Consider the following 21,764-nt stretch of genomic DNA (forward strand, 5'->3'; position numbering starts at 1 on the left):
TCAAAGTTGAGCGATACAAAGAGAATTTAAAGTCTGAAAATGCAAAATATTCAAAATCATAAAGAATGCACAACAAAACCAACATTACTGACAAGATTTTTTGGGTAGGAACAAACGACCGTAGAACCCACATTTTTGAGAACTACTGGCCACTACCTAAAGGAGTTGCCTACAACTCGTATGTTATCGTTGATGAAAAAGTTGCCATTGTAGATACTGTTGAAAAAGGTACAATGGATGAATATTTAGATAATATCGAAGAAGTTCTTGATGGACGTAAGGCAGATTACCTAATTGTGAATCACATGGAGCCAGATCACTCCGGATCGATTCGTTCTTTGGTTGAGCGCTACCCGGAAATGCAAATCGTTGGAAACAAAAAAACATTCCCAATGTTAGAACGTTTCTACGGAATTAAGGCAAACCTTTTGGAAGTAAGAGAAGGAGATCAAATAGATTTGGGAGAACACATGTTAAATTTCCATATGGTTCCAATGTTACACTGGCCAGAAACCATGGTGACTTTTGAATCAAACAATGGAATTCTTTTCTCTGGTGATGCGTTTGGTGCTTTCGGTACTCTTGATGGTGGTATTTTCGATGATGAATTGGATTTGGATTACCTTGAAGAAGAGATTAGCCGCTACTATTCAAATATTGTGGGTAAATATGGTCGTCCAACTCAAAATGCACTTAAGAAACTAGGTGGTTTAGATATCAAAATGATTTGTGCTACTCACGGTCCAATCTGGAGAACACACATCGCTGATATTGTTGCTAAATATGACAAGTGGAGTCAGTACAAAACTGATGAAGGTTGTGTTATTGTTTATTCTTCGATGTATGGAAATACTGAAAAGATGGCAGACAATATCGCTCGCCAATTGGTAAAAAGAGGCATCAAAAAAATTCGTATTCACGATTCTTCTAAAACACACCCATCTTATATCATTAATGATATCTTTAGATTTAGAGGTGTAATTTTAGGAAGTTGTGCATATAACGGAGATGTTTTCCCAACCATGGAGACTTTAATTAATGAATTGGAACATATGGGCGTTAAAGATCACGTTCTTGGTGTGTTTGGTTCAAAATCGTGGGGAGGCGGAGGTCTTAAGCGATTGAATAAATTTGCTGAAGCAATTAAATGGGAAACCATTGAAGCTACACCGGAAGCTCTTTGTGCTCCAAACAGCGAAGATTTCGACCAGTGTGCAGCACTTGCCGAAGGAATGGCAAATCGTTTAAAAGAATTGTACAAGTAAAATTCTTATTACATATATACGTAAAACTCCTCCAAATTTGGAGGAGTTTTTTTATATCTAAAACTGTGGTTGATATGAAATTCCTATTTGCAATCGCATGGAATCATAGTTATCCGAATGATCCAAAGCATAAGTGATATCAGTAAATAATTTATCTTTTAATTTAAAACGTACACCTATAGTAGGAACAAACCAAGCATTGTAATTTAAGAATCGATCTTCATCAAGATTTCTATGATAATTCTCATCATCTTTATCCTTTGGATTCAAAATACCTTCAGCAATTGATAATAAATCGGTTCCAACTCCTAAAAATGGTTGCACATCTCCTTTTGTTATATACCACTTCATGTGTACAAGCCACAAAAATTGCTTCTGATTAAAATCCGCCTCATTCGCTTTTTTATCACTGAGAATTTCATCCCAATATTTCAAACTGAACTCGGTTCCTCCATAAAACTTAGAATTATTCCAGCCTATATTTAAGCTATAAACATGTCCCGTTCTCGCAAAATCATTTGTGGAACCTAAAGTCCAATTTTTTCCTGCCTGAAAACCAATTTCAAACTCTGTTATCAAATCCAGATTCACTTTATCTTTGTGTGTTGGTTTTGAATACTGATAATATTTCTCTTGCGATTTCGATAACAAAGAAAATAGGAACATGAAAACCATAAGAAGTACTGTTCTTTTGTATTGCATAGCCCAAGGATTAAAAAACAATACCAATCTGTAATCTTGTAAAAGTATAATCACGGGAAGAATTCACGCTAAAACCAATATTACCAGAAACATCTGGTCCCATGGCAAATCGAATTCCAAAACTTGGAACAAACCATGCATTATAATTTGGTTCATCATCACAAGCACAATGATAAGAATTGTGATAACAATCATCATCTTCACTATCTAAAATAGCTTCACCAAGGCTGATTAAATCTGTTCCAATTCCCAGGTATGGCTTTACTTTTCCTTCTCCAAGGAACAGTTTTGTATGAACCAACCATAAAAAATTCGACTCCTCAAAATTCAATTCTTCTGCATCTTGTGAATCAACAAAATCGGTCCAGGAGGTAAACGTCAATTCGGTTCCAAAATAAAAAGTTCCACTATTCACACCCAAATCAAGACTAAATGCCCCACCATTCTTCGCAAATTCTTTCACATCTCCTGACGTCCACGCTGATCCATAATGAAATCCGATCTCGAATTTGGATGTCCGCTGAAAATTTTCATTTGAATTTTCAAGAGGCTTGATATTGGAATACTGTGCTGATGTAGTTAATGTATGAATTAGCAATCCACAAAGAAGTAAAAATGATAATTTGGTTTTCATGATTTTGATTTTAAAGTTGTCCTTTCCCTGTCAAAATATCCCTCTCTTCAGTATTATGACACCTCTTATAAATCAATTACGTATATTAAGTTTTACGCTTAACAGTTTTTAACAAAAAAAACCGTCATGATTGACATGACGGTTTCAAATATGATAATAATATTCTTACTTTAATTTTTCAATAGCTGCTTTAATTCTTCTGATAGCTTCCGCCATTTGTTCTTCGCTGGTAGCATATGACAAGCGCAAACATTCAGGCGCTCCGAAAGCTTCCCCTGTTACTGTTGCAACATTTGCCTGCTCTAAAAGATACAAACTAAGATCAGTTGAAGAGTTAATAGTTAGACTACCATTCGACTTACCAAACAATTCACTTACCTGTGGAAACAAGTAAAATGCTCCTTTGGGTTCTCGAATCTCGAAACCAGGAATTTCCTTAAGTTGTGCAAGAGCTAAATCTCTTCTTTTATGAAAAGCGTTTCGCATGGAAACCGTTGTTGACTGATCACCTTCCAAAGCTGCTACCGATGCCATTTGTGCAACCGAAGATGCACCTGATGTCATTTGTCCCTGAAGTTTTCCACAAGCTTTGGCAATCCATAATGGAGCAGCGATATAACCAATTCTCCATCCAGTCATGGCATAACCTTTCGAAACTCCATTAATAACAACCACACGATCTTTAATTTCTGCAAATTGTGCAATACTTTCATGTGCTCCAACATAGTTAATGTGTTCGTAAATTTCATCAGACATGATCACAATATCCGGATATTTTACAAATACATCGACCAATGCTTTCAGCTCCTCCTTAGAATATAAGCTACCTGTTGGATTACTTGGTGAACTAAACAAGAATGCTTTAGTATTTGCTGTAATGGCATTTTCCAATTGTTCAGGAGTGATTTTAAAATCCTGATCTAAATTAGCTGGTACGTATACAGCAGTTCCTTCTGCCAATTTTACAATCTCGCTGTAGCTAACCCAAAAAGGAGAAGGAATTATCACCTCATCACCCTTATTCACTACACTCATCATTGCATTTGCAATAGATTGCTTTGCACCATTTGAAACAACTATTTGATCTACAGTAAAATCAAGATTATTCTCTCTTTTTAGTTTATTAACAACCGCCTGACGTAATTCTACAAAGCCAGGAACTGGTGAATAATGCGAATAATTATCCTCAATCGCCTGTTGAGCCGCTTTCTTTACGTGGTCAGGGGTATTAAAATCCGGTTCACCTACACTCAGATTGATAACATCAATCCCCTGAGCTTTCATTTCTCTACTTTTCTGTGACATTGCAAGAGTTGGAGATATTTCCATTGCTGCAATTCGGTCCGAAACTTTCAACATTCTAAATTTAATTTAGGGATTTAAAAAATTGGTTAATACTTTTGTTAGATATTTTCCCCCGTGTAAACAAAATGAGTGGTTCTAATTATCATTTTTTTGCTTACCAAGTGTAAAGATACTGTTTTTAAACATTCGAGGAACTTATAAAAAGTAAAAATTCTAAACCTAAGTATAAAAAATGAAGGACTTTCTGGAAATAAGTAAGTACATTCTACCATCGCTGGTTGTTTTTATAGCAGCATATCTTGTAATTCGTGAGTTTTTAAAGCGAGAGGAGAAAAAACAAAAATTTGATATCTATTTGGCTAACCAAAAAGAAATCACACCAATTAGATTGCAAGCTTACGAGCGCCTGATTATTTTTTTGGAGAGAATTCATCCTGAATCTCTTATCATCCGTGAAAATGAAAATGGTTTAAACAATCAACAATTTCAACATAAATTGATCAATTCTATTCGCACGGAATTTGAACACAATCTTTCTCAGCAAATCTACATATCACCTAAACTTTGGGTGTTATTAAAAGATGCAAAAGAAAGTATGATTCAACTAATTAATGCGGAAGCCTTACAATTAATTCCAACTGATGCATCATTAGGTTTAAGCAAGGCTGTAATTGAAGCACATATGCAATTTCAAAATTCCGCAATTGATAAAGCCATTGAGGCATTAAAGGAAGAAATAGGTTTAATCTGGAAATAATAATTTCCAAAATCAATGAAATATCAATTCAACTCTATCTCATTGACTTATTTTACGTATTTTTGCTGAAATTTTCAAAAAAAGTACCACGATGATATCATTCGACGACATCAAATTAAGCAAGCAAATTAGAATGGCTCTGGACGAGGCAGGTTTCGACAAACCTACTGATATCCAGCATGAAGTGTTTTCTCCTGTTCGATCAGGTAAAGATATTATTGGAATTGCCCAAACAGGAACCGGAAAAACTCTCGCCTATCTTATGCCAATTTTAATGAAGCTTGGGTATGCAAAAGGAATGGATCCCAGAGCATTAATTGTTGTTCCCACTCGAGAGTTGGTACTGCAGGTATGCGAAACAATTGAGTTATTAACACCATATATAAATATTCGTGCATTAGGTGTTTATGGTGGTGTAAATATCAATACTCAGAAAGAAAAAGTTTACGAGGGTGTTGATATTTTAGTAGCTACTCCTGGTCGTTTAATGGATATTTATATGACCAGAGTCCTGAAGTTTACCTTTATCAAAACATTGGTAATTGATGAAGCTGATAAAATGATGGACTTAGGTTTTATGCCGCAATTGAATGCCATTTTCGAAGTTCTTCCTGAAAAACATCAAAACCTTTTGTTCTCAGCAACATTCTCGGATACCGTTGCCAAACTTTCAGAGGATTTCCTTGTAACTCCTGAAAGAATTGAGGTGGCTCCACAAGCAACAACAGTTAAAAATATACTTCAGCAGCAATATCACGCACCAAATATTTTAAGTAAGATTAACTTACTTAAATACCTTTTGGAAGACAAAGAGGTATTTAATAAAGTAATGGTTTTTACCGAGACCAAAAAGAATGCTGATAGAATTGTTGAGCGTTTAGAGAAAATACTAGGTGAAGATTTAAGTGTTATCCACTCTAATAAAGCACAAAACACTCGTATCAATGCACTGAATGCATTTAAAGAAGGACGTGCAAGAGTAATGGTAGCATCAGATGTTGCCGCTCGTGGTATCGATATCGAAAATGTAAGTCATGTTATCAACTTCGATATTCCAACCAACTATGTAGAGTATGTTCACCGCGTTGGTAGAACCGGTCGTGCAGAAAAAGAGGGTGCCGCGATTAGTTTTGTGAATGAGGTTGAAGAGGAATTGATGGAAAAAATTGAGGACTTGATTCAAAAGCCAGTATCATTGGAATCTATTCCCTTAGATGTTGAAATTACCTCTCAGTTGTTGGAAGATGAAAAGAAGCAAACCCGGAATATTAAGGTGAAAAATACCATTAGCAGAGACACAGGTGCTTTCCACCAAAAGAAGGCTAAAAATATGAAAACACCTTCAGGTTCCAAAGGGCGATTGAAACAGTTAGAAGCTCAAAAGCGAAACCGAAAAAAACAAAATAAATTTAAGAAGAAATAAAAAAAGCCCTTATCGGGCTTTTTTTATGACTTTCATTATAGTAACCCACTGGATGTTGACCAAAATAACGTGGTTCGTTAGGTTGAAATCATAGATTAATAATTGTATATTAATAGTATTATATACAATTTATTTAATCCCCTATGTCACCATTTAAAAGTTTTACTAACTTTTTTAGTTGGATTAATTCTTTCAAGATTAAATCCAAACTCATAATTCTTTTTATATTACTTAAAGTTATACCTATCGCAATAATTGCTTTTATTGCTTTTTATGGAGCTATTTCTTTGGAAAAAAAATTAATTCCAAATATTGAAAAAATTTACAAACAACACCACAACACATTCAAAATTGCATCATCAGAATTTATTAAGGAGAATATTACATCCCTTGATTCTGCATATCAAAATAATATTGAAAACCAGGGAGTAGAAATAGGTAAACAAATTGCAAATTTCTTATACCAAAGAGATCAAGATATAATTCTTTTAACTACTCTCCCTATTGCATATAGCACATTTAAAAATTTTGCAACTGTTAACACCTCTCCATTACGAATTCCCGCTAAATATAGTTATGACAAAAAATATGGGATTTGGAAATCCTTAAATAAAGAAGTTATTAAACCTGTCTCTATAAGCGTTCCATTACCACAAACCAGTAAATATTATAGTTGTAAACATTCTTCAAAAATTCAGAATAAACAAGTTCCTATCTATAAAGAAATTAGTTTTATTAACCTATCTGGACGTGAAGAAATAAAATATAGTACTTTAAGTAAGGATTTAAAAAATATAAAATATCGGCGAAACACCTATATAAAAGCTGAAAGGTATTTTGATAAGATTCAAAGCTTGAAGAAAGGAGAAATATATGTTAGTGATGTAATTGGTGCCTATGTTAAAGCACAAATTCGAGGAAAATATAACATCAAAAACACAAATGAAATTGGTATAAAATTTAATCCAGAAAAATCAGCATTTGCCGGTATTGAAAATCCTGTAGGTAAAAGATATAAAGCTATTATTCGTTTTATTACTCCATATTATAAAAATGGTATTAAAATTGGATACATATCTTTAGCATTGGATTTTAGACACGTTCAGGAATTTACTGATTATGCATCTCCTGTACAAGGAGAAATTAGGGATATTCCCAATTCTGAATCAGCAAATTATTGCTATTTATGGGGACCTGAAGGTTTACTTATTGCACATCCTAAAAATTACTATATATCTGGTTTTAACCCACAAACAGGAAAAAGAGTAGCTCCTTGGATGCATCAACAGCTATACGACGAGTGGAAAAGTTCCGGTGAATCTGATGCATATACTTTTCTTAAGTCAGTACCTCAGTGGTACAAGCCTGAAGACTTTCAAGCTTCATCTAAGGAGCAACAACTTGATTCAGGTCAAATGGCTTTAGATATTCGATACTCTCGTGAACCTATGTGGACAGGATATGGCTTATTCCAAATTACGAAAGATGGAGGATTCGGATCCTATCAATATTTTTGGGATGGTAAGTGGAAATTAATGACAGCTTCTCCCATACCTTATTTTACAGGGAAATATGGCAATTCTCCAAGAGGATTTGGTATTGTTTGTCTTGGAGCAGATGTTAATGAATTTCATAAATCTGCCTCCAAAATGGAAATCCAAATAAATAACTTGGTAAAAAAAGAAGGAGAAATATTACAATCTAATCTAAAAGAAAATAAAAAAATTCTACATAAATTCTCAATAAGCACAATTAAAAATTTGAGTTTTGCCTCGGTAATAATGATTTTTATTGTAATCCTTATCGCAATTTGGCTATCTAACCTCTTAACTTCAAAATTAAAAAACCTCACAATTGGAGCTCAAGAGTTTGGGAAAGAAAATTTTAATTTTAGAATTCCTGTAAATACGCACGATGAAATTGGTTCTCTTGAAAAAGCCTTTAACAATATGGCAAGAGAATTACACCTAATTAATAAAAAACAAAAAAAATATGAAAAGCAGATTATTGAAAAAAATAGTGATTTAAAAAATATCAGTTATTTCCTCAATCAGTTAAAAGAACATTCTCCTGATGCATTATTTGTACATCAACCATCAGGTCAAATTACAGAAGTCAATCAAACTACTGAAAAATTATTTGGATATTCTAAAGATCAAATTCGAAATTTAAGTATTCAAGATTTAAGTAGTTCAAAACACAACCAAGAAGAAGCTCTAGCAAAAATTAATGAAACAATGCTTAAAGGTTGTGTTGATTTCGAATGGGAATTAAAGAATAAAGCGGGTTTAATTGTTCCTGCTACCGTCAGGTTAAGAAAGATAAATATTAAGAATAAAGAATTTGTGCTATCATTTGTTACGGATATCCGAAAGCGAAAAAAAGCAGAACAAGATGTTAGAAAAGCCCATAAACAATTAAGCGATATAATTGAATTTCTTCCTGATGCCACATTTGTAATAAATAAAGAAAAAATAGTAATTGCCTGGAACAAAGCACTTGAAAATATGACTCAAATTCCCAAATCTAAAATTATTGGAAAGGGTAATTTTGAATACTCGATTCCTTTCTATGGAGAGCGCCGACCCATTCTTATTGATTTGATTGGAAACGATGATCCATTATTAAAGAGTAAATACCAAAATGTTACTCAACAAGGTCAATACATTATGGGAGAAGTATATGTCCCTTCTCTATATGGCGGTAATGGAGCAACAGTTCGTGTCACAGCATCACCTTTAATAGATGAAAATGGAAAAATTTATGGAGCAATTGAATCTGTTCGAGATATATCGCATGTAAAAAAAGCCGAACTAGAATTAAAATTATCGGAAGAAAAATACAAAGCTATTTTTAATGATAGTGTTCTAGGCATTTTCCAATCCACACTCGATGGACAATTAATCAATGCCAATATAGCCTTTGCAAAAATGATAGGTTTCTCAGATGTAAATGAAGCCATCAGGAAATGCAATACTAAAGAATTCTACCTCGAACCAGAACGTAGAACAATTATTATTAAAAAATTACTAGAAGAAGGTAAAATTATTACTTATGCTGAAAAATTTATAAATAGATCTGGCAAGGTGTGGATAGGTAATATAAATGTACGCTTTGTAAAAAACGCTAATAATAAATCGAACTATATTGAAGGATTTGTTGAAGATGTTACAGAATTAAAAAAATATGAACAAAAATTAATAGAAGCAAAATTAAAAGCTGAAGAAAGTGATCGTTTAAAATCTTCTTTCCTGGCTAATATGAGTCACGAAATAAGAACTCCCTTAAACAGTATTATAGGTTTTTCTGATCTTATTAATCAAAAAGAAATGGAAGAATCAAAAAGGAATAAGTTTATTAATATTATTCACAAAAATGGAAAACAACTTTTAAGAATAATTAGTGACATTCTTGACGTTTCTAAAATTGAAGTTGGTCAACTAGTTATTACAAAATCAGAATTCTTAGTAAAGGAATTTATGCAAGATATCTACACCAATTTTTCAGAACAGATTGAAGAAGAACAAAAAAGTCACTTGAAATTTATACTGGATTTTAAAGAAGAGTTGAATAATATTAAAATCATAACAGATCAAGGTAGATTACAGCAAATTCTTTTAAATCTTCTTGACAATGCTCTTAAATTCACTGAAAAGGGATGTATAACCTTAGGTTGTAAAAAAACAAAACATTCAGAAATATTATTTTTTGTAAAAGATACGGGAGTTGGTATTCCTTTAGAAGATCAAAATAAAATTTTCAAACGATTTATACAGGTTGAGGATGCATCCACACAATTTTTAAGTGGAACTGGTCTTGGTTTAGCTATATCAAAAGAATTAACTAAACTACTAAATGGAAAAATTTGGTTAAATTCAATACCTCAGAAAGGCAGCACATTCTATATTAGTATTCCTTCCAAATAATACAAAAACAGTCGACCTTACATAAAAATATCAAACATTCCTGTGATTAAAATAGTAAAATCTCGATATAACCATAACTACATCGAGATTTTTAATTTATCAAAAGATTATTCTTATACTTTTAAGTTACTCTTATTTTCCTCGTAAAAACTTTCTATTTGTTTAGCTGTAGAATTAAAATTTTCATAAATTTTTCTCCTTTTCATCAACTCTAAAACGGCATCCTTGCTGTTCCACTTCTCAATACGTATTTCATTATCGTATAAGTAGCCTTCCATCTTCTTTTTGTGAATATCAAACAAATCGTAAAAGGCAGAATAAAAAAGTACCATATCGAATTTAATGTGGTTAATGGCTTTTGTTGTTTTAACCGACTGCCAAGCCGCTGTTGAAAGTAAACTAAATGTCATTGCAGGCAATTCAATTCCTCTCAATTTTGGCTGTGCATTATAATGCCCAATCAATGAATCAATCAGAATTACACGCTCTTTATTTTCAGAAATCATTACTCTTAATCTTTCAATATTTAAATCAATTTCGTCCTTTAAATTGATCTCCGCCTGAAGAGCCAATGCCTCATTCTTTTTAGTTTCTCTCCACTCATCAACACCCAATGCCAGCAATACAGCAAATACTACAGATAGAATTTCCACTGCAATTTTAATGTAAAACTCTTTTTTTATACCATTAGGAGTTACCGGTTTTTCAACATTTTTTTCAATAGGTTTTTTGGGTTTTCTCTTTGCCATATTCGGGTTAAAGTTTAATCGTATTTTGATAAAATTTTTATAAGAGTTCAAATATAAATAATATAAACAAAAGTTAATTACATAACTTTATTTTTGACAGATTAAAACAAAAACAGCCGAACTTAAAAAGTCCGGCTGTTATAAATATATAAGAGATTAAATATTATTTAATCATCTGAACGCTACGTTTTACGAATTTAGCTAGCTCTTCTCCTTTCAACATGTTGTTAGATAGTAAAGCCAAATCGATCAATTGTTTTACCAACTGATTGTCTTTACCAAACTCTTTTAACAAGTTTTCCTTTTCCGAGTTCACTTCAGTAATCTTATTTTGAACTTCGGTCATCTTGTCTTTCTCTTCCTGAGGAACTTCTTCTTCCTTCTTATCTTTCTTTAAAGCTTCTAAAGCATCTCTCTCTTCAAACAAAGGAGTTAACTTAGTGCTTACTTCAGAAATTTTATCGCTTAGCTTCGCATCTTTATCATTCAAGATAGTTGCCACCAAAGCATGATCAGTATTCACAACCAAGTTGTAAGAATCTGGCATTTCACCATAGAATCCCATTCCGGCATTCATTGCAGCCATATCTTTCATTCTACGCATAAATTCCGCTTGAGTAATCATTAATGGCTGTCCTTCTTCACCTAAAGATTCGAATGTCACCATATAGTTTACACCATCAGTTGGCAATTGAGAATTGAATACAGGAATCAAATCAGTCTTTTGCTCTTCTGTAAGCTTAGATTCTTTTACCTCATCTTTCTGGATCAACTTGTCAACTACGTCAGAATCGACACGAACATATTTCTTGTTGGTATCCTTCTGCTCCAAATGGTTAATTACATGATTATCCAACTGGCTATCCATCAACAATACATCGTAACCTTTTGCTTTAGCAGCTTCGATATAAGTAAACTGAGCATCCATATCGGTAGCATACAATGCGATGATATTGTTTTCCTTATCGGTCTGATTTTCTTTAATAATTGCTTCGTACTCTTCCAAAGTGAAATACTTTCCTTCAGTATTTTTCACCATAAAGAATTTCTTGGCGCGATCAGCAAATTTCTCTTCGGTCAACATTCCGTACTGAACGAATAATCTCAAATCATCCCACTTGTTTTCAAACTCAGTACGATCTTTCTTAAAAATTTCGTTCAAGCTATCAGCAACTTTTTTGGTAATATGATTCGAAATTTTCTTCACATTTCCATCAGACTGCAAGTATGAACGAGAAACATTCAATGGAATATCCGGTGAATCGATAACACCATGAAGAAGAGTTAAGAATTCAGGAACAATACCTTCTACCGAATCGGTAACGAATACCTGGTTGCAGTACAACTGAATCTTGTTCTTCTGAATTTCTACGCTGTTCTTTATTTTTGGGAAATACAAAATACCGGTAAGGTTGAAAGGATAATCAACATTCAAGTGAATGTGGAACAAAGGATCCTCTCCTGCAGGATACAATTGACGGTAAAAATCACCGTAATCTTCTTCTTTTAAATCAGCTGGTTTCTTAGTCCAGGCAGGATTTGTATCATTAATAATATTCTCCTCATCAGTTTCTTCCTGCTTGCCATCTTTATATTCTGTTTTCTTTCCAAAAACAATCTCAATTGGTAAGAACTTACAGTACTTATTCAACAACTCCTGAATACGACTCTCTTCTAAGAAAGACTCTTCTTCTTCAGAAATGTGCATAACAATGTCAGTACCTCTCTCCGCTTTCTCAACTTCTTCAAGAGAATACTCTGGATTACCTTCACAACTCCATTTTACAGCCTTTGCGCCTTCTTTATGAGAAAGAGTTACGATATCTACTTTATCTGATACCATAAACGAAGAATAGAAACCTAAACCAAAGTGACCAATAATTGCGTTAGCCTGATCTTTGTATTTATCCATGAATTCTTCAGCACCTGAGAACGCAATCTGATTGATGTATTTCTCAATCTCTTCCTGAGTCATACCAATACCATTATCCGAAATGGTAATGGTTTTAGCTTCTTTGTCAATAGCAACGCTAACTTTCAACTCTCCCAATTCTCCTGTGAATTCTCCTGTTGAAGCTAATGTTTTTAACTTCTGAGTTGCATCTACTGCATTCGATACAATCTCTCTCAAAAAGATATCGTGATCAGAATACAAAAATTTCTTAATAATAGGAAACAGATCCTGACTGGTAACACCAATTTTTCCTGTTGACATACTTTTATATTTTTTTTAGATTTTAATTTCTATTTAACGTTTTCCCAATAGTCAAAGCCTATGCCAATACCGCAAAACTGTCAATAAGACAGAAAAGGTGAAAAAAGTGCAGAAAAATGTCAGTCGATTTGAATATAATCGTGCAAAAACTTCATTTACTCCTCCAATATTCCATTAAAATCGAAAACTTCTATTTACATGCCAATGCTATTTAACCTTTTTCTACTTTTATATACATTATTGACAGAAGATAGAAACTATGCAAGAAAATCAAAACCCGGTAATCACGATTCAAAATCTTGAGAAAAGCTACCAAAATGGTAGAGTTGAAAATAAAGTATTAAAAGGAATTAATCTGGAAATCAAACCTGGACAAATTATAGGATACATAGGACCCAATGGCGCCGGTAAATCAACAACCGTAAAAGTTTTGTGCGGCTTGCTTACCGATTTTGAAGGTGATATCTGCATTCTTGGTATGAATTTAAGAGAAGATTCTACTGAGATCAAAAGAAAGATTGGATACATACCTGAAAACGCTGCCCTGTATGAAACGCTAACACCAAGAGAATATCTGCAATTCGTAGGTGAATTACAGGGAATGGAATTGAACGACATTAATAATAAGACGGAAAAATTATTAGACTTATTTGAAATGAAAGCTCATGCCGATGAAAGATTGAATTCCTTCTCGAAAGGGATGAGACAAAAAATTCTGATCATTTCTGGTCTGATTCACAATCCTGACATCATTTTTATGGATGAGCCACTATCTGGTCTCGATGCCAATTCCGTTATCATTGTAAAAGAGATTTTAACTCAACTAGCAAAAGAAGGTAAAACCATATTCTACAGCTCTCACATTATGGATGTTGTTGAGAAAATATCCGACCGAATTATTCTAATCGATCAGGGAAATGTAGTTGCTGATGGAAGTTTTGAAGAACTGAATTCAAAAGCTAGTACCGGTTCTCTGGAATCATTATTTACAGAGCTTACAGGAACATCTGGACACAGCAAGAAAGCGGAAGAAATTATTAACGTATTCGAAAATTAAACTTATGGTACGAACTATTTTATTCCTCTTTAAACCCTTAATTAATGCAATGGGTGCAGATTTCAACCAAGTTTGTATCATTCTGTCAGCAAAGCTAAAAATGGACAACCGTAGAAGTATGTCCATGTCGCAAAAAGGGAAAGATTCCAACCATCAATTGTTACTACAAACATTCATTTACGGCGTTTTAGGACTACTAATTGGTCTTCTTATTCTCACAATACCAAACCCTTTGGTAAGTTATACCATCTTCTTTTCTTACATCATGGTCATGATTGCCATGTTGATGATATCAGAATTTACCAACGTACTAATGGATACACGCGATAATAGTATTCTAATGCCGCGACCAATTAATAGCAGAACAATTGTGTTGGCAAAAATACTACACATTGCTTTTTACATGCTACATATGAGTCTCTCATTGTCCTTATTCGTGATTGTAACAACTCTTATTAATCATGGCTTTGTAGCTATGCTAGTTTTGCTTTTACTAATTATACTGGCAGCTTTATTCACACTGTTTCTAACCAATATTTTCTATTTGGGATTGATGAATGTGGTAAACGGACAAAAGTTAAAAGATATCATTGTATATTTTCAGGTAGCAATGGCAATTCTATTTATGGGTGGATATCAAATTATGCCTCGCATGATGGATATGTACGATATTTCCAATATTCAAATACCAATTCACTGGTGGTCTTATCTTGTTCCTCCGCTTTGGATGAGCAACAGTATGGAAGCCTCTATAAATAGTGTTTACGATTCCTCACACCTAATTTTCTTTGCATGTGCTCTATTGGTTCCAATTCTAAGTTTAATTTTTGTAATTAAAGTACTAGCTCCGAAATTCAACAAAGCTTTGGCACAACTTGATGTTGCCGGTAGTAAAGAGAAAAAGGTAGTTAAGGAGAAAAATGAGGGTAAAGGCTTTGTATCACGATTAAGCAGATTATCCACCAAAAACAGAGTTGAGTCAACAGCATTTGACATGGTTTGGCTAATGAGTGGGCGAGAAAGAAAATTCAAACAAACAGTTTATCCATCATTTGGCTATATTTTTATTTTCATATTGATATTTGCCTTTAAATCAAAGGATGCATTCAATTTGGAATCGCTAGCCGAAAGCAATAAATACCTGTGGTTTATTTATACAACTATATTTGTATCATTCAGCATCACTCAACAACTGGGCTATAGCGATCAGAACAAATCGAGCTGGTTTTACCAGATATTGCCAATTGAAAAACCTGGTGAAGTATTACTGGGGTCATTTAAATCGGTAATGATTAAATACTACGTTCCGATATATTTAATTGTTTCGATCGCTTCTCTCGCAATTTGGGGCATACCAGTTATCGATGATCTTGTTTTAGGTTTTCTATTGATTAGTATTGTATCCTCATTGATGCAATCGTGGAGTGAGCCAATATTACCATTTACAAAGGAAAGACTGACTCAAGATGCAGGTGGAAATTTCGCAAAAGGAATGCTACTAATGATTTCCGCTGCAGGAATTGGTTTTCTTCATTATGGCTTAAGTTTATTGCCTTATGCAATTCCTATTGCCATTCCAATTCTAGCATTTATTCTCTACTTCAGATTAAGAAGTTTCAGAAAAATATCGTGGGCTAAAATCAAGAACTAATTAAATGTAGAAAAGTAGAATTTGAAAACTATTATATGCCACTTGGTTTTAACCAGTGGCATTTGTTTGCAACACCTCATCCTATCCTTCTCTTACAGGAGAAGGGAACATGGCTTCGAGATGTGGCATTATTGATAATCTCACTTTGAGTAAGAATATCAAATAACATGCTGTTAAAAAAACATAAAATACATTAAACAGTTTACTAAGCTTCAACCATTTTTTCTAAATTCACACTTGACATTCAAATAATATTGTTTCATTAAACACAAAACTAACAAGATAAAAATTAACTGTTTTAACCTAATATTTAATCGAATAGATAATCATTTTAATTTGCTAATTACTTTTTATGACAAAGCCAGGCAACCATTTATCAGATAGTTGCATTATTATTTAATATGGCTTACAATAATCATTAAAAATAAACTGTAACAAAACCCAAAACACCGTCGTCTCATTTATATTAATAGCAAATACCAAATCATGACAAAAAATTTACTATTTCTACTTTTTTGCTGTTTATCTTTTACAGGATATTCTCAGCAAATATCAGGAAAAATTACTGATACTGATGGAAAGGCAATTCCTTTTGCCAATATCTACATTAAAGAATTGGCTACCGGAACCACCTCAAATATCGATGGACAATATCACCTCGACCTGCCAGTTGGGGAATGGAATCTACAGTACAGATATTTGGGTTACAAAACCAAAGAAGTTAAAGTAACCATGGGTGAAAATGACCTTGAAATGGATGTTGCTCTTGCCTCTCAAACCTATCAATTAAAGGAAGTAAAAGTATTAGCCAGCGGCGAAGATCCTGCCTATTTCGTAATGCGCAAAGCCATTGCCATGGGCGATTATTACACCAAACAGGTGAGTGAATATGATAATATGGTTTACTTGAAAGGATCCGGAAAAATTACAAGTGTCCCAAAATTGTTTAAAAAGAAATTAGCCGAAGAAGACATCACTGTAGGTAAAACTTTCGTGACTGAAAATATCTCGAAAATACATTTCGAATTGCCAAACAAGGTGGAAGAAGAAGTAATTTCAATGCGATCATCAGGCTTAGATGAACAAGCGGATCCAATGCAATTCATTACCACTAATTTGTACAATACCCGCGATGATGGTTTCATTTCCCCACTAGACAGAAGTGCATTTAGCGTATACAAGTTTCAATTGGAATCGGTATTCGAAGATCAGGGAAGAACAATCAACAGAATTAAGGTTATACCTAAACGAAAAGGTAAAGATCTGTTTCGCGGTTTTTTAAACATTGCAGAAACCTATTGGAACATACACTCTGCCGATTTAAAACTAAGTTTACCAATGACCGAAGTTCACATGCATCAATTGTATGCTCCGGTTAGCGATGGTGTTTGGATGCCGGTAAGTTTCGATTTCAACATCAAATTTAAAGGCATGGGATTTGGCTTAAATGCTATGTATGTTGCTTCTATTAAGGATTACAAGGTAATACTAAATCCTGATTTGGATCATGACTATCTAAAACAGCAAGAACTAGCCCGTAAACAAGAAGAACAAAATATTTCGGATCTGACCAACGAAGAAGAATCCAAAGTTTTATCAGCAAAAGAAAAAAAGCGCAAAGATGAGATCAAAACTCTTCTGGAAAAGAATGACATGAACAATTCTGAAATGCGCAAATTGTACCGCCTGATGGAAAAAGACAATCAGGTGAAGCGCAAGGAAAAGGTAAAACAGCCTCTGGAAATTAAAATTGAAAAAGTAAAAGTGGCTAAGGGTGCCAAAGATAAGGATTCGCTTTACTGGGCTGAAATGAGACCTATCCCACTTTCGGATGATGAGAAGATCAGTTTCATAAAGAAAGATTCAATCGTAATTGTTCGCAACACCCCAGAGTATAAAGATTCTGTTCGCAGAGCCAATCGCGAATTCAAATTTAAACATATTCTTTGGGGGAAATATTACAAATACAAAGAAGAAAACTCAAGCCTTTCTACTCCCGCTTTAATCGGTTTAGATAAAATATCATACAACACAGTACAAGGTTTTACTTTTAATGCTCCTTTTCGATACACAAAAAAAGACACTCTTGGTCATTACTTTAGTATCGCGCCCGATTTCACCTATGCATTTTCACGAAAACATCTCGACTTTTCGGTAGGTAGCCAATACCGTTATAATGGGGAAAAACGTTCTTGGATTGGTTTTAAAGCAGGAAGCGAAGCTGTAGATTTTAATGCCAGAAATGGAATTGACCCAATGCTAAATGCAATGAGTTCGCTCTATTTTAAAGATAATTATTTGAAATTATACGATAAAAACTACGCCCGAATTTGGCACTCAACCGATATTACAAATGGGCTGAGTTTACATACCAGTTTGGAATATGCCAACAGAAAGCAATTGTATAATACCAACTCCTGGTACATTTCCGATCCCGATGACAATGAATATACATCTAACATTCCCGAAGGAATCCATCCTGAATTGGTGAAAGACAATAAGGCATTTACATTTATAGCCAACCTGGAATACACACCTCATCACAGGTATTATATGGATAAGGGTGTAAAAAGAATGACCTGGTATCACAATCAACCGACTTTTGGATTGACCTACAAACAAGGAATTAAAGATATATTCGATTCAGAGACTGATTATTCTCTTTTGGCAGCATCGGTAAAGCAAAGTTTAGAAATGGGTTTTAACGACCGATTGGAATATAAAATTAAAGCTGGTACCTATCTTTCGAACAAGCAAAGCTTTTTTGCCGATTACAAACACTTTAACACAAGCAAGCCAACCGTAATGATTGGCAATACCTGGGATAGTTTCCGATTGTTGGATTTTTATCAGCACTCTACCACCGAAGATTATTTAGAAGCTCACTTGCAATACACTTCGGATCGATTATTACTAAAGAGATTGCCAATTCTAAACAATTCATTGGCATTGCAGGAAAGAGTATTTGCCAACTATTTAACTCACGAAAACAAAGAAAATTATTGGGAAGTAGGATACGGCTTATCGCAGATTTTCCTACTATTAGATGTTGAAGTAGTTTGGAGTTTTGATGGCAAAAATCACAGAGATACGGGAGTGAAATTGAAGTTTAATTTGTAAGAAAATATTACATAAACCTGTCAGTTACTGGCAGGTTTACCAAACCTAAATTCCTATCGCCGATATCATTAATTCCATCCCACACATGCAAAATGATATGTTGACATAGAAAATTTGATTCCGGCTACAGGAAAATTTCATAGAAGACATAGCAATTTGCTATCATCAAAAGCAAATATGCGTTTTAGGGCAGAAAACTTGCTATCACATCATAGCAAGTTTTTTATCATTTTTATCTCTTTTTCTATTACCGACAGGAAAATTGCTATCCGTAATAGGAAATTAGAACTCGGGCAAAGCAAATTACTCATTTACGATAGCAAGATTGAGGTCAAGTATAGGAATAGTGAAGTGGTCGAATGTATTGTATAAGTCAGAGGATGAAAACTTGAGTTCATCAAACTCTGCGCCGAACTTTTGAAATAGTAAATCCATTCCAAAAACAGTAAGGCTTAACCCAACAAGCCCAAATATGCCCCCCTTATATTGCTATAAGTTATTTGCACTATGAATTCATAGAATTTTCTATGTGGTAATAATATTGATACCCTCACTACAAGTGAGAGCATCAAATAGTTATTTTAATTCTGTATAATCTCTCACCAACTTAAAAATACCTTCGAACTGAGTGTAAGGTAATTTATCCGCTGCATCAGTAGTTTCGTGATAATCTGCATTATCACCATGAGTGTAGAAAAATACAGCTTTCACTCCTTTTTTGTGGAATGGTGCATGATCGGAGGATGAAGATTCACCTGTAGGGTACATCTTAAACACATACTCTTTTTCTTTGTTGATGGCATTAAACTTTTTCATCTCGCCAGGAACCATTTTACCATTGATCACATAAATAGCTTCTGACCCCGTGCCTAACATATCAAAATTAAGCACCATTTTGGTTTTCTCTAGCGGAAATAATGGGTTCTCAACATAGTGATTCGATCCCAATAAACCAGCCTCTTCTCCACTCAATAATGCAAACACCAAGGTGTAATGCGGTTTCTTTTTTTGAGCTTTAAAGTGCTTCGCTAAATTCAATACCATGGCAACACCACTGGCATTATCATTAGCTCCCGGATACATCTTCTCTCCAAAATATCCCAAATGATCGTAATGCGCAGAGTAGATAATGCAAGTATCCGATTTCCCAGGAATGTAACCAATCAAATTTTGAGTATTGTATTTCTCTATGAACTTACTTTTAATATCATAAGTGATCTTCTTTACATCAGGAGTAATCACATCCGTTTTCAACATGAAAGTTGGATAATCAACTGTTTTTGTTCTCGCCGAGTACTTCAATTTTCCATTAACAAGCACCAATCCTTTCGCATCGAACACATTCTTTTTCAGCATGGCTTGTGCAAAATTGTATAGATCTGGATTGTTCAATCCAGTTGAATCAATAGCTAAAAACGAGTTAGAGTGATCTTCCTTCATAAAACCTGCCAATGCTCTTGAATTGGTTAAGATATCTTTATTGATCCATTTTAAATCTGACTCTCCAACACAGGTTTTTGAATTCGGGTTTACGATGTACTCACTAGCTGGCTGTAATTCTTTCCCATCCAATTTTAAAGTTGTTTTCTCAGGATAAGTATTTACTGATATGGTATATGGCTGATAATAATTATCGCTAAAGCCTTTCAACTTTAGTGCTTTCATTTCCTCCGATAAGTAAGCTGCTGCAATGCTATCGCCTTTTTTTACATATCCTCTACCATGAAATTCTTTTGAACTCAACGTATTCACAAGCTCTTTGGTATACTTCATATCTTGCGCAAAACTTGCACATGATAGTAGTAAACACATGATTCCAGGCAAAACTATTCTTTTCATTTTTTTTATATTAGGTTGATGTAGGTTGTTAATAATTCTTTTATGATCTTGCTTCGTATTTTTTCCTGATTATTTTTCTTGAAAGTGAAATTTGACAATACTCCCATTGTCTCCGGCTAGAAAGCCTGTTCTACTCATAGAATCGTAATCCATGGTATGAAACGGTCTGTTGTCTATTTCAGTCCAGTGTTCGCCATCATCGGTCGAAATAGCAGTTCCGCTTGGACCTGTTGTTAACCAGATATTCTTTTTCAATTTCAGGACACACTCTTTAAATGCAAGGGTACTTTCTCCTTTTGCCAATTTCCAGTTTTTCCCAGAATCCGAAGAAACAATTACATTTCCTTTACACTCCTCAATCTTCTTGTAATTTCCTCCAACCGATATCGCTCGCTTGTTCTCATCAATAAAAAAGGAATAAATTCCTTCTGTTGATGTTCCCTGAATAATTGGAGTTTCGGATGCATTCCAGTTCTTCCCTTTATCTTCCGAATAATATATTCTGGAATGTATTCCTCCTGTAGCAATCCATACTTCAGAATCTCCTCGAGTTACAATACCTGTTCCACTGGCAGCAAAGGCATATTCTCCCTGCTTCAAATCAGGAATGGAATTAGGCTGTAGTCGTTTCCAGTTCTCTCCTCCGTCATTGGTGATTAAAATAAATGGTTTAGAATCAATAGCATCACTGGTTAAAATTCCATCCATGCTATTCCAAAAATCAATTCCATTGTAAAATGCTATCTCATGTTCATTTTGATGACTCATTTTCCAGGTTTTACCACCATCGCTAGTAGTATAAATCCTTGAATTCTTACCATTCCCACAACTCATTAGTACTACACGATCCTTACTAAAAACATGCAGATCACGAAAGTCTAGTTTTTCCGCTCCTGGAACTATTCCTCTCTGCCATTTTACTCCTCCGTTTTTGGAGTAACAATAATTACCATTGGTACCTCCTAGCCACACACAGGTATCGTTCACCATGTGAATGGATCGAAATGCTGAAGTGGAAGGTGAATTTTGTGCATGAAATTCAATCATTTTATGCTGTGCTGTTGCATTGAATGATAGAATGATAAATAGAATGAGAAGTACTTTTTTCATAGTTGATGAAA

General features: G+C 34.1%; 14 protein-coding genes. 7 read left to right on the forward strand and 7 right to left on the reverse strand.

The annotated features are described in order from the left end of the window. Positions 1–65: 65 nt before the first annotated feature. On the forward strand, positions 66–1,265 hold the full coding sequence (locus tag GCQ56_RS18095; protein ID WP_152735945.1) for an FprA family A-type flavoprotein: 1,200 nt from the start codon (positions 66–68) through the stop codon (positions 1,263–1,265). 57 nt (positions 1,266–1,322) lie between these two features. On the opposite strand, the gene GCQ56_RS18100 is transcribed toward GCQ56_RS18095, so the two are convergent. From GCQ56_RS18100 to GCQ56_RS18110, 3 genes are all read right to left on the reverse strand, one after another. Further along, positions 1,323–1,967: a hypothetical protein gene (locus GCQ56_RS18100; RefSeq protein WP_152735946.1), complete on the reverse strand. Its 645-nt coding sequence runs from the start codon at positions 1,965–1,967 to the stop codon at positions 1,323–1,325. 10 nt (positions 1,968–1,977) lie between these two features. After that, a complete protein-coding gene (locus GCQ56_RS18105; RefSeq protein WP_152735947.1) occupies positions 1,978–2,601 on the reverse strand; it encodes a hypothetical protein in 624 nt (207 codons plus the stop codon). A 165-nt stretch (positions 2,602–2,766) separates the two neighbouring features. Then, positions 2,767–3,960, reverse strand: coding sequence for a pyridoxal phosphate-dependent aminotransferase (locus GCQ56_RS18110; RefSeq protein WP_152735948.1), 1,194 nt, complete (start codon positions 3,958–3,960; stop codon positions 2,767–2,769). Positions 3,961–4,138: 178 nt separating this feature from the next. On the opposite strand from GCQ56_RS18110, the gene GCQ56_RS18115 reads away from it, so the two are divergent. The 3 genes from GCQ56_RS18115 (at position 4,139) to GCQ56_RS18125 (ending at position 10,012) form a co-directional block, all read left to right on the forward strand. After that, positions 4,139–4,663 carry a hypothetical protein gene (locus tag GCQ56_RS18115; RefSeq protein WP_152735949.1) on the forward strand — a complete coding sequence of 175 codons (525 nt, stop codon included), beginning with the start codon at positions 4,139–4,141 and terminating at the stop codon, positions 4,661–4,663. Positions 4,664–4,754: 91 nt separating this feature from the next. Then, positions 4,755–6,086: a DEAD/DEAH box helicase gene (locus tag GCQ56_RS18120; RefSeq protein ID WP_152735950.1), complete on the forward strand. Its 1,332-nt coding sequence runs from the start codon at positions 4,755–4,757 to the stop codon at positions 6,084–6,086. A gap of 143 nt (positions 6,087–6,229) precedes the next feature. Continuing rightward, positions 6,230–10,012 (forward strand): PAS domain S-box protein, encoded by a 3,783-nt coding sequence (locus GCQ56_RS18125; RefSeq protein ID WP_152735951.1) that lies wholly within the window; start codon positions 6,230–6,232, stop codon positions 10,010–10,012. 113 nt (positions 10,013–10,125) lie between these two features. Here the strand turns inward: GCQ56_RS18125 and GCQ56_RS18130 are convergent, their stop codons facing one another. Continuing rightward, on the reverse strand, positions 10,126–10,761 hold the full coding sequence (locus tag GCQ56_RS18130; RefSeq protein ID WP_152735952.1) for a hypothetical protein: 636 nt from the start codon (positions 10,759–10,761) through the stop codon (positions 10,126–10,128). 163 nt (positions 10,762–10,924) lie between these two features. Further along, positions 10,925–12,976 carry a molecular chaperone HtpG gene (htpG, locus tag GCQ56_RS18135; RefSeq protein ID WP_152735953.1) on the reverse strand — a complete coding sequence of 684 codons (2,052 nt, stop codon included), beginning with the start codon at positions 12,974–12,976 and terminating at the stop codon, positions 10,925–10,927. Between the two features lie 259 nt (positions 12,977–13,235). Here htpG and GCQ56_RS18140 point away from each other — a divergent pair, with 259 nt between their 5' ends. From GCQ56_RS18140 to GCQ56_RS18150, 3 genes are all read left to right on the forward strand, one after another. Further along, positions 13,236–14,033, forward strand: coding sequence for an ABC transporter ATP-binding protein (locus GCQ56_RS18140; protein WP_152735954.1), 798 nt, complete (start codon positions 13,236–13,238; stop codon positions 14,031–14,033). 4 nt (positions 14,034–14,037) lie between these two features. Next, entirely contained in the window at positions 14,038–15,684 is a 1,647-nt protein-coding gene (locus GCQ56_RS18145) for a hypothetical protein (RefSeq protein ID WP_152735955.1), read from the forward strand. A 486-nt stretch (positions 15,685–16,170) separates the two neighbouring features. Further along, positions 16,171–18,804, forward strand: a complete 2,634-nt coding sequence (locus tag GCQ56_RS18150; protein WP_152735956.1) for a DUF5686 and carboxypeptidase regulatory-like domain-containing protein — start codon at positions 16,171–16,173, stop codon at positions 18,802–18,804. Positions 18,805–19,380: 576 nt separating this feature from the next. Here GCQ56_RS18150 and GCQ56_RS18155 read toward each other — a convergent pair. Together GCQ56_RS18155 and GCQ56_RS18160 are read right to left on the reverse strand one after the other, a co-directional pair. Beyond that, positions 19,381–20,643: a M28 family metallopeptidase gene (locus GCQ56_RS18155; protein WP_152735957.1), complete on the reverse strand. Its 1,263-nt coding sequence runs from the start codon at positions 20,641–20,643 to the stop codon at positions 19,381–19,383. Between the two features lie 69 nt (positions 20,644–20,712). Next, positions 20,713–21,753 carry a VPS10 domain-containing protein gene (locus GCQ56_RS18160; protein WP_152735958.1) on the reverse strand — a complete coding sequence of 347 codons (1,041 nt, stop codon included), beginning with the start codon at positions 21,751–21,753 and terminating at the stop codon, positions 20,713–20,715. Positions 21,754–21,764: the final 11 nt, after the last annotated feature.

Source organism: Marinifilum sp. N1E240 (assembly GCF_009295825.1).
GTDB classification, from domain to species: Bacteria; Bacteroidota; Bacteroidia; order Bacteroidales; family Marinifilaceae; genus Marinifilum_A; species Marinifilum_A sediminis.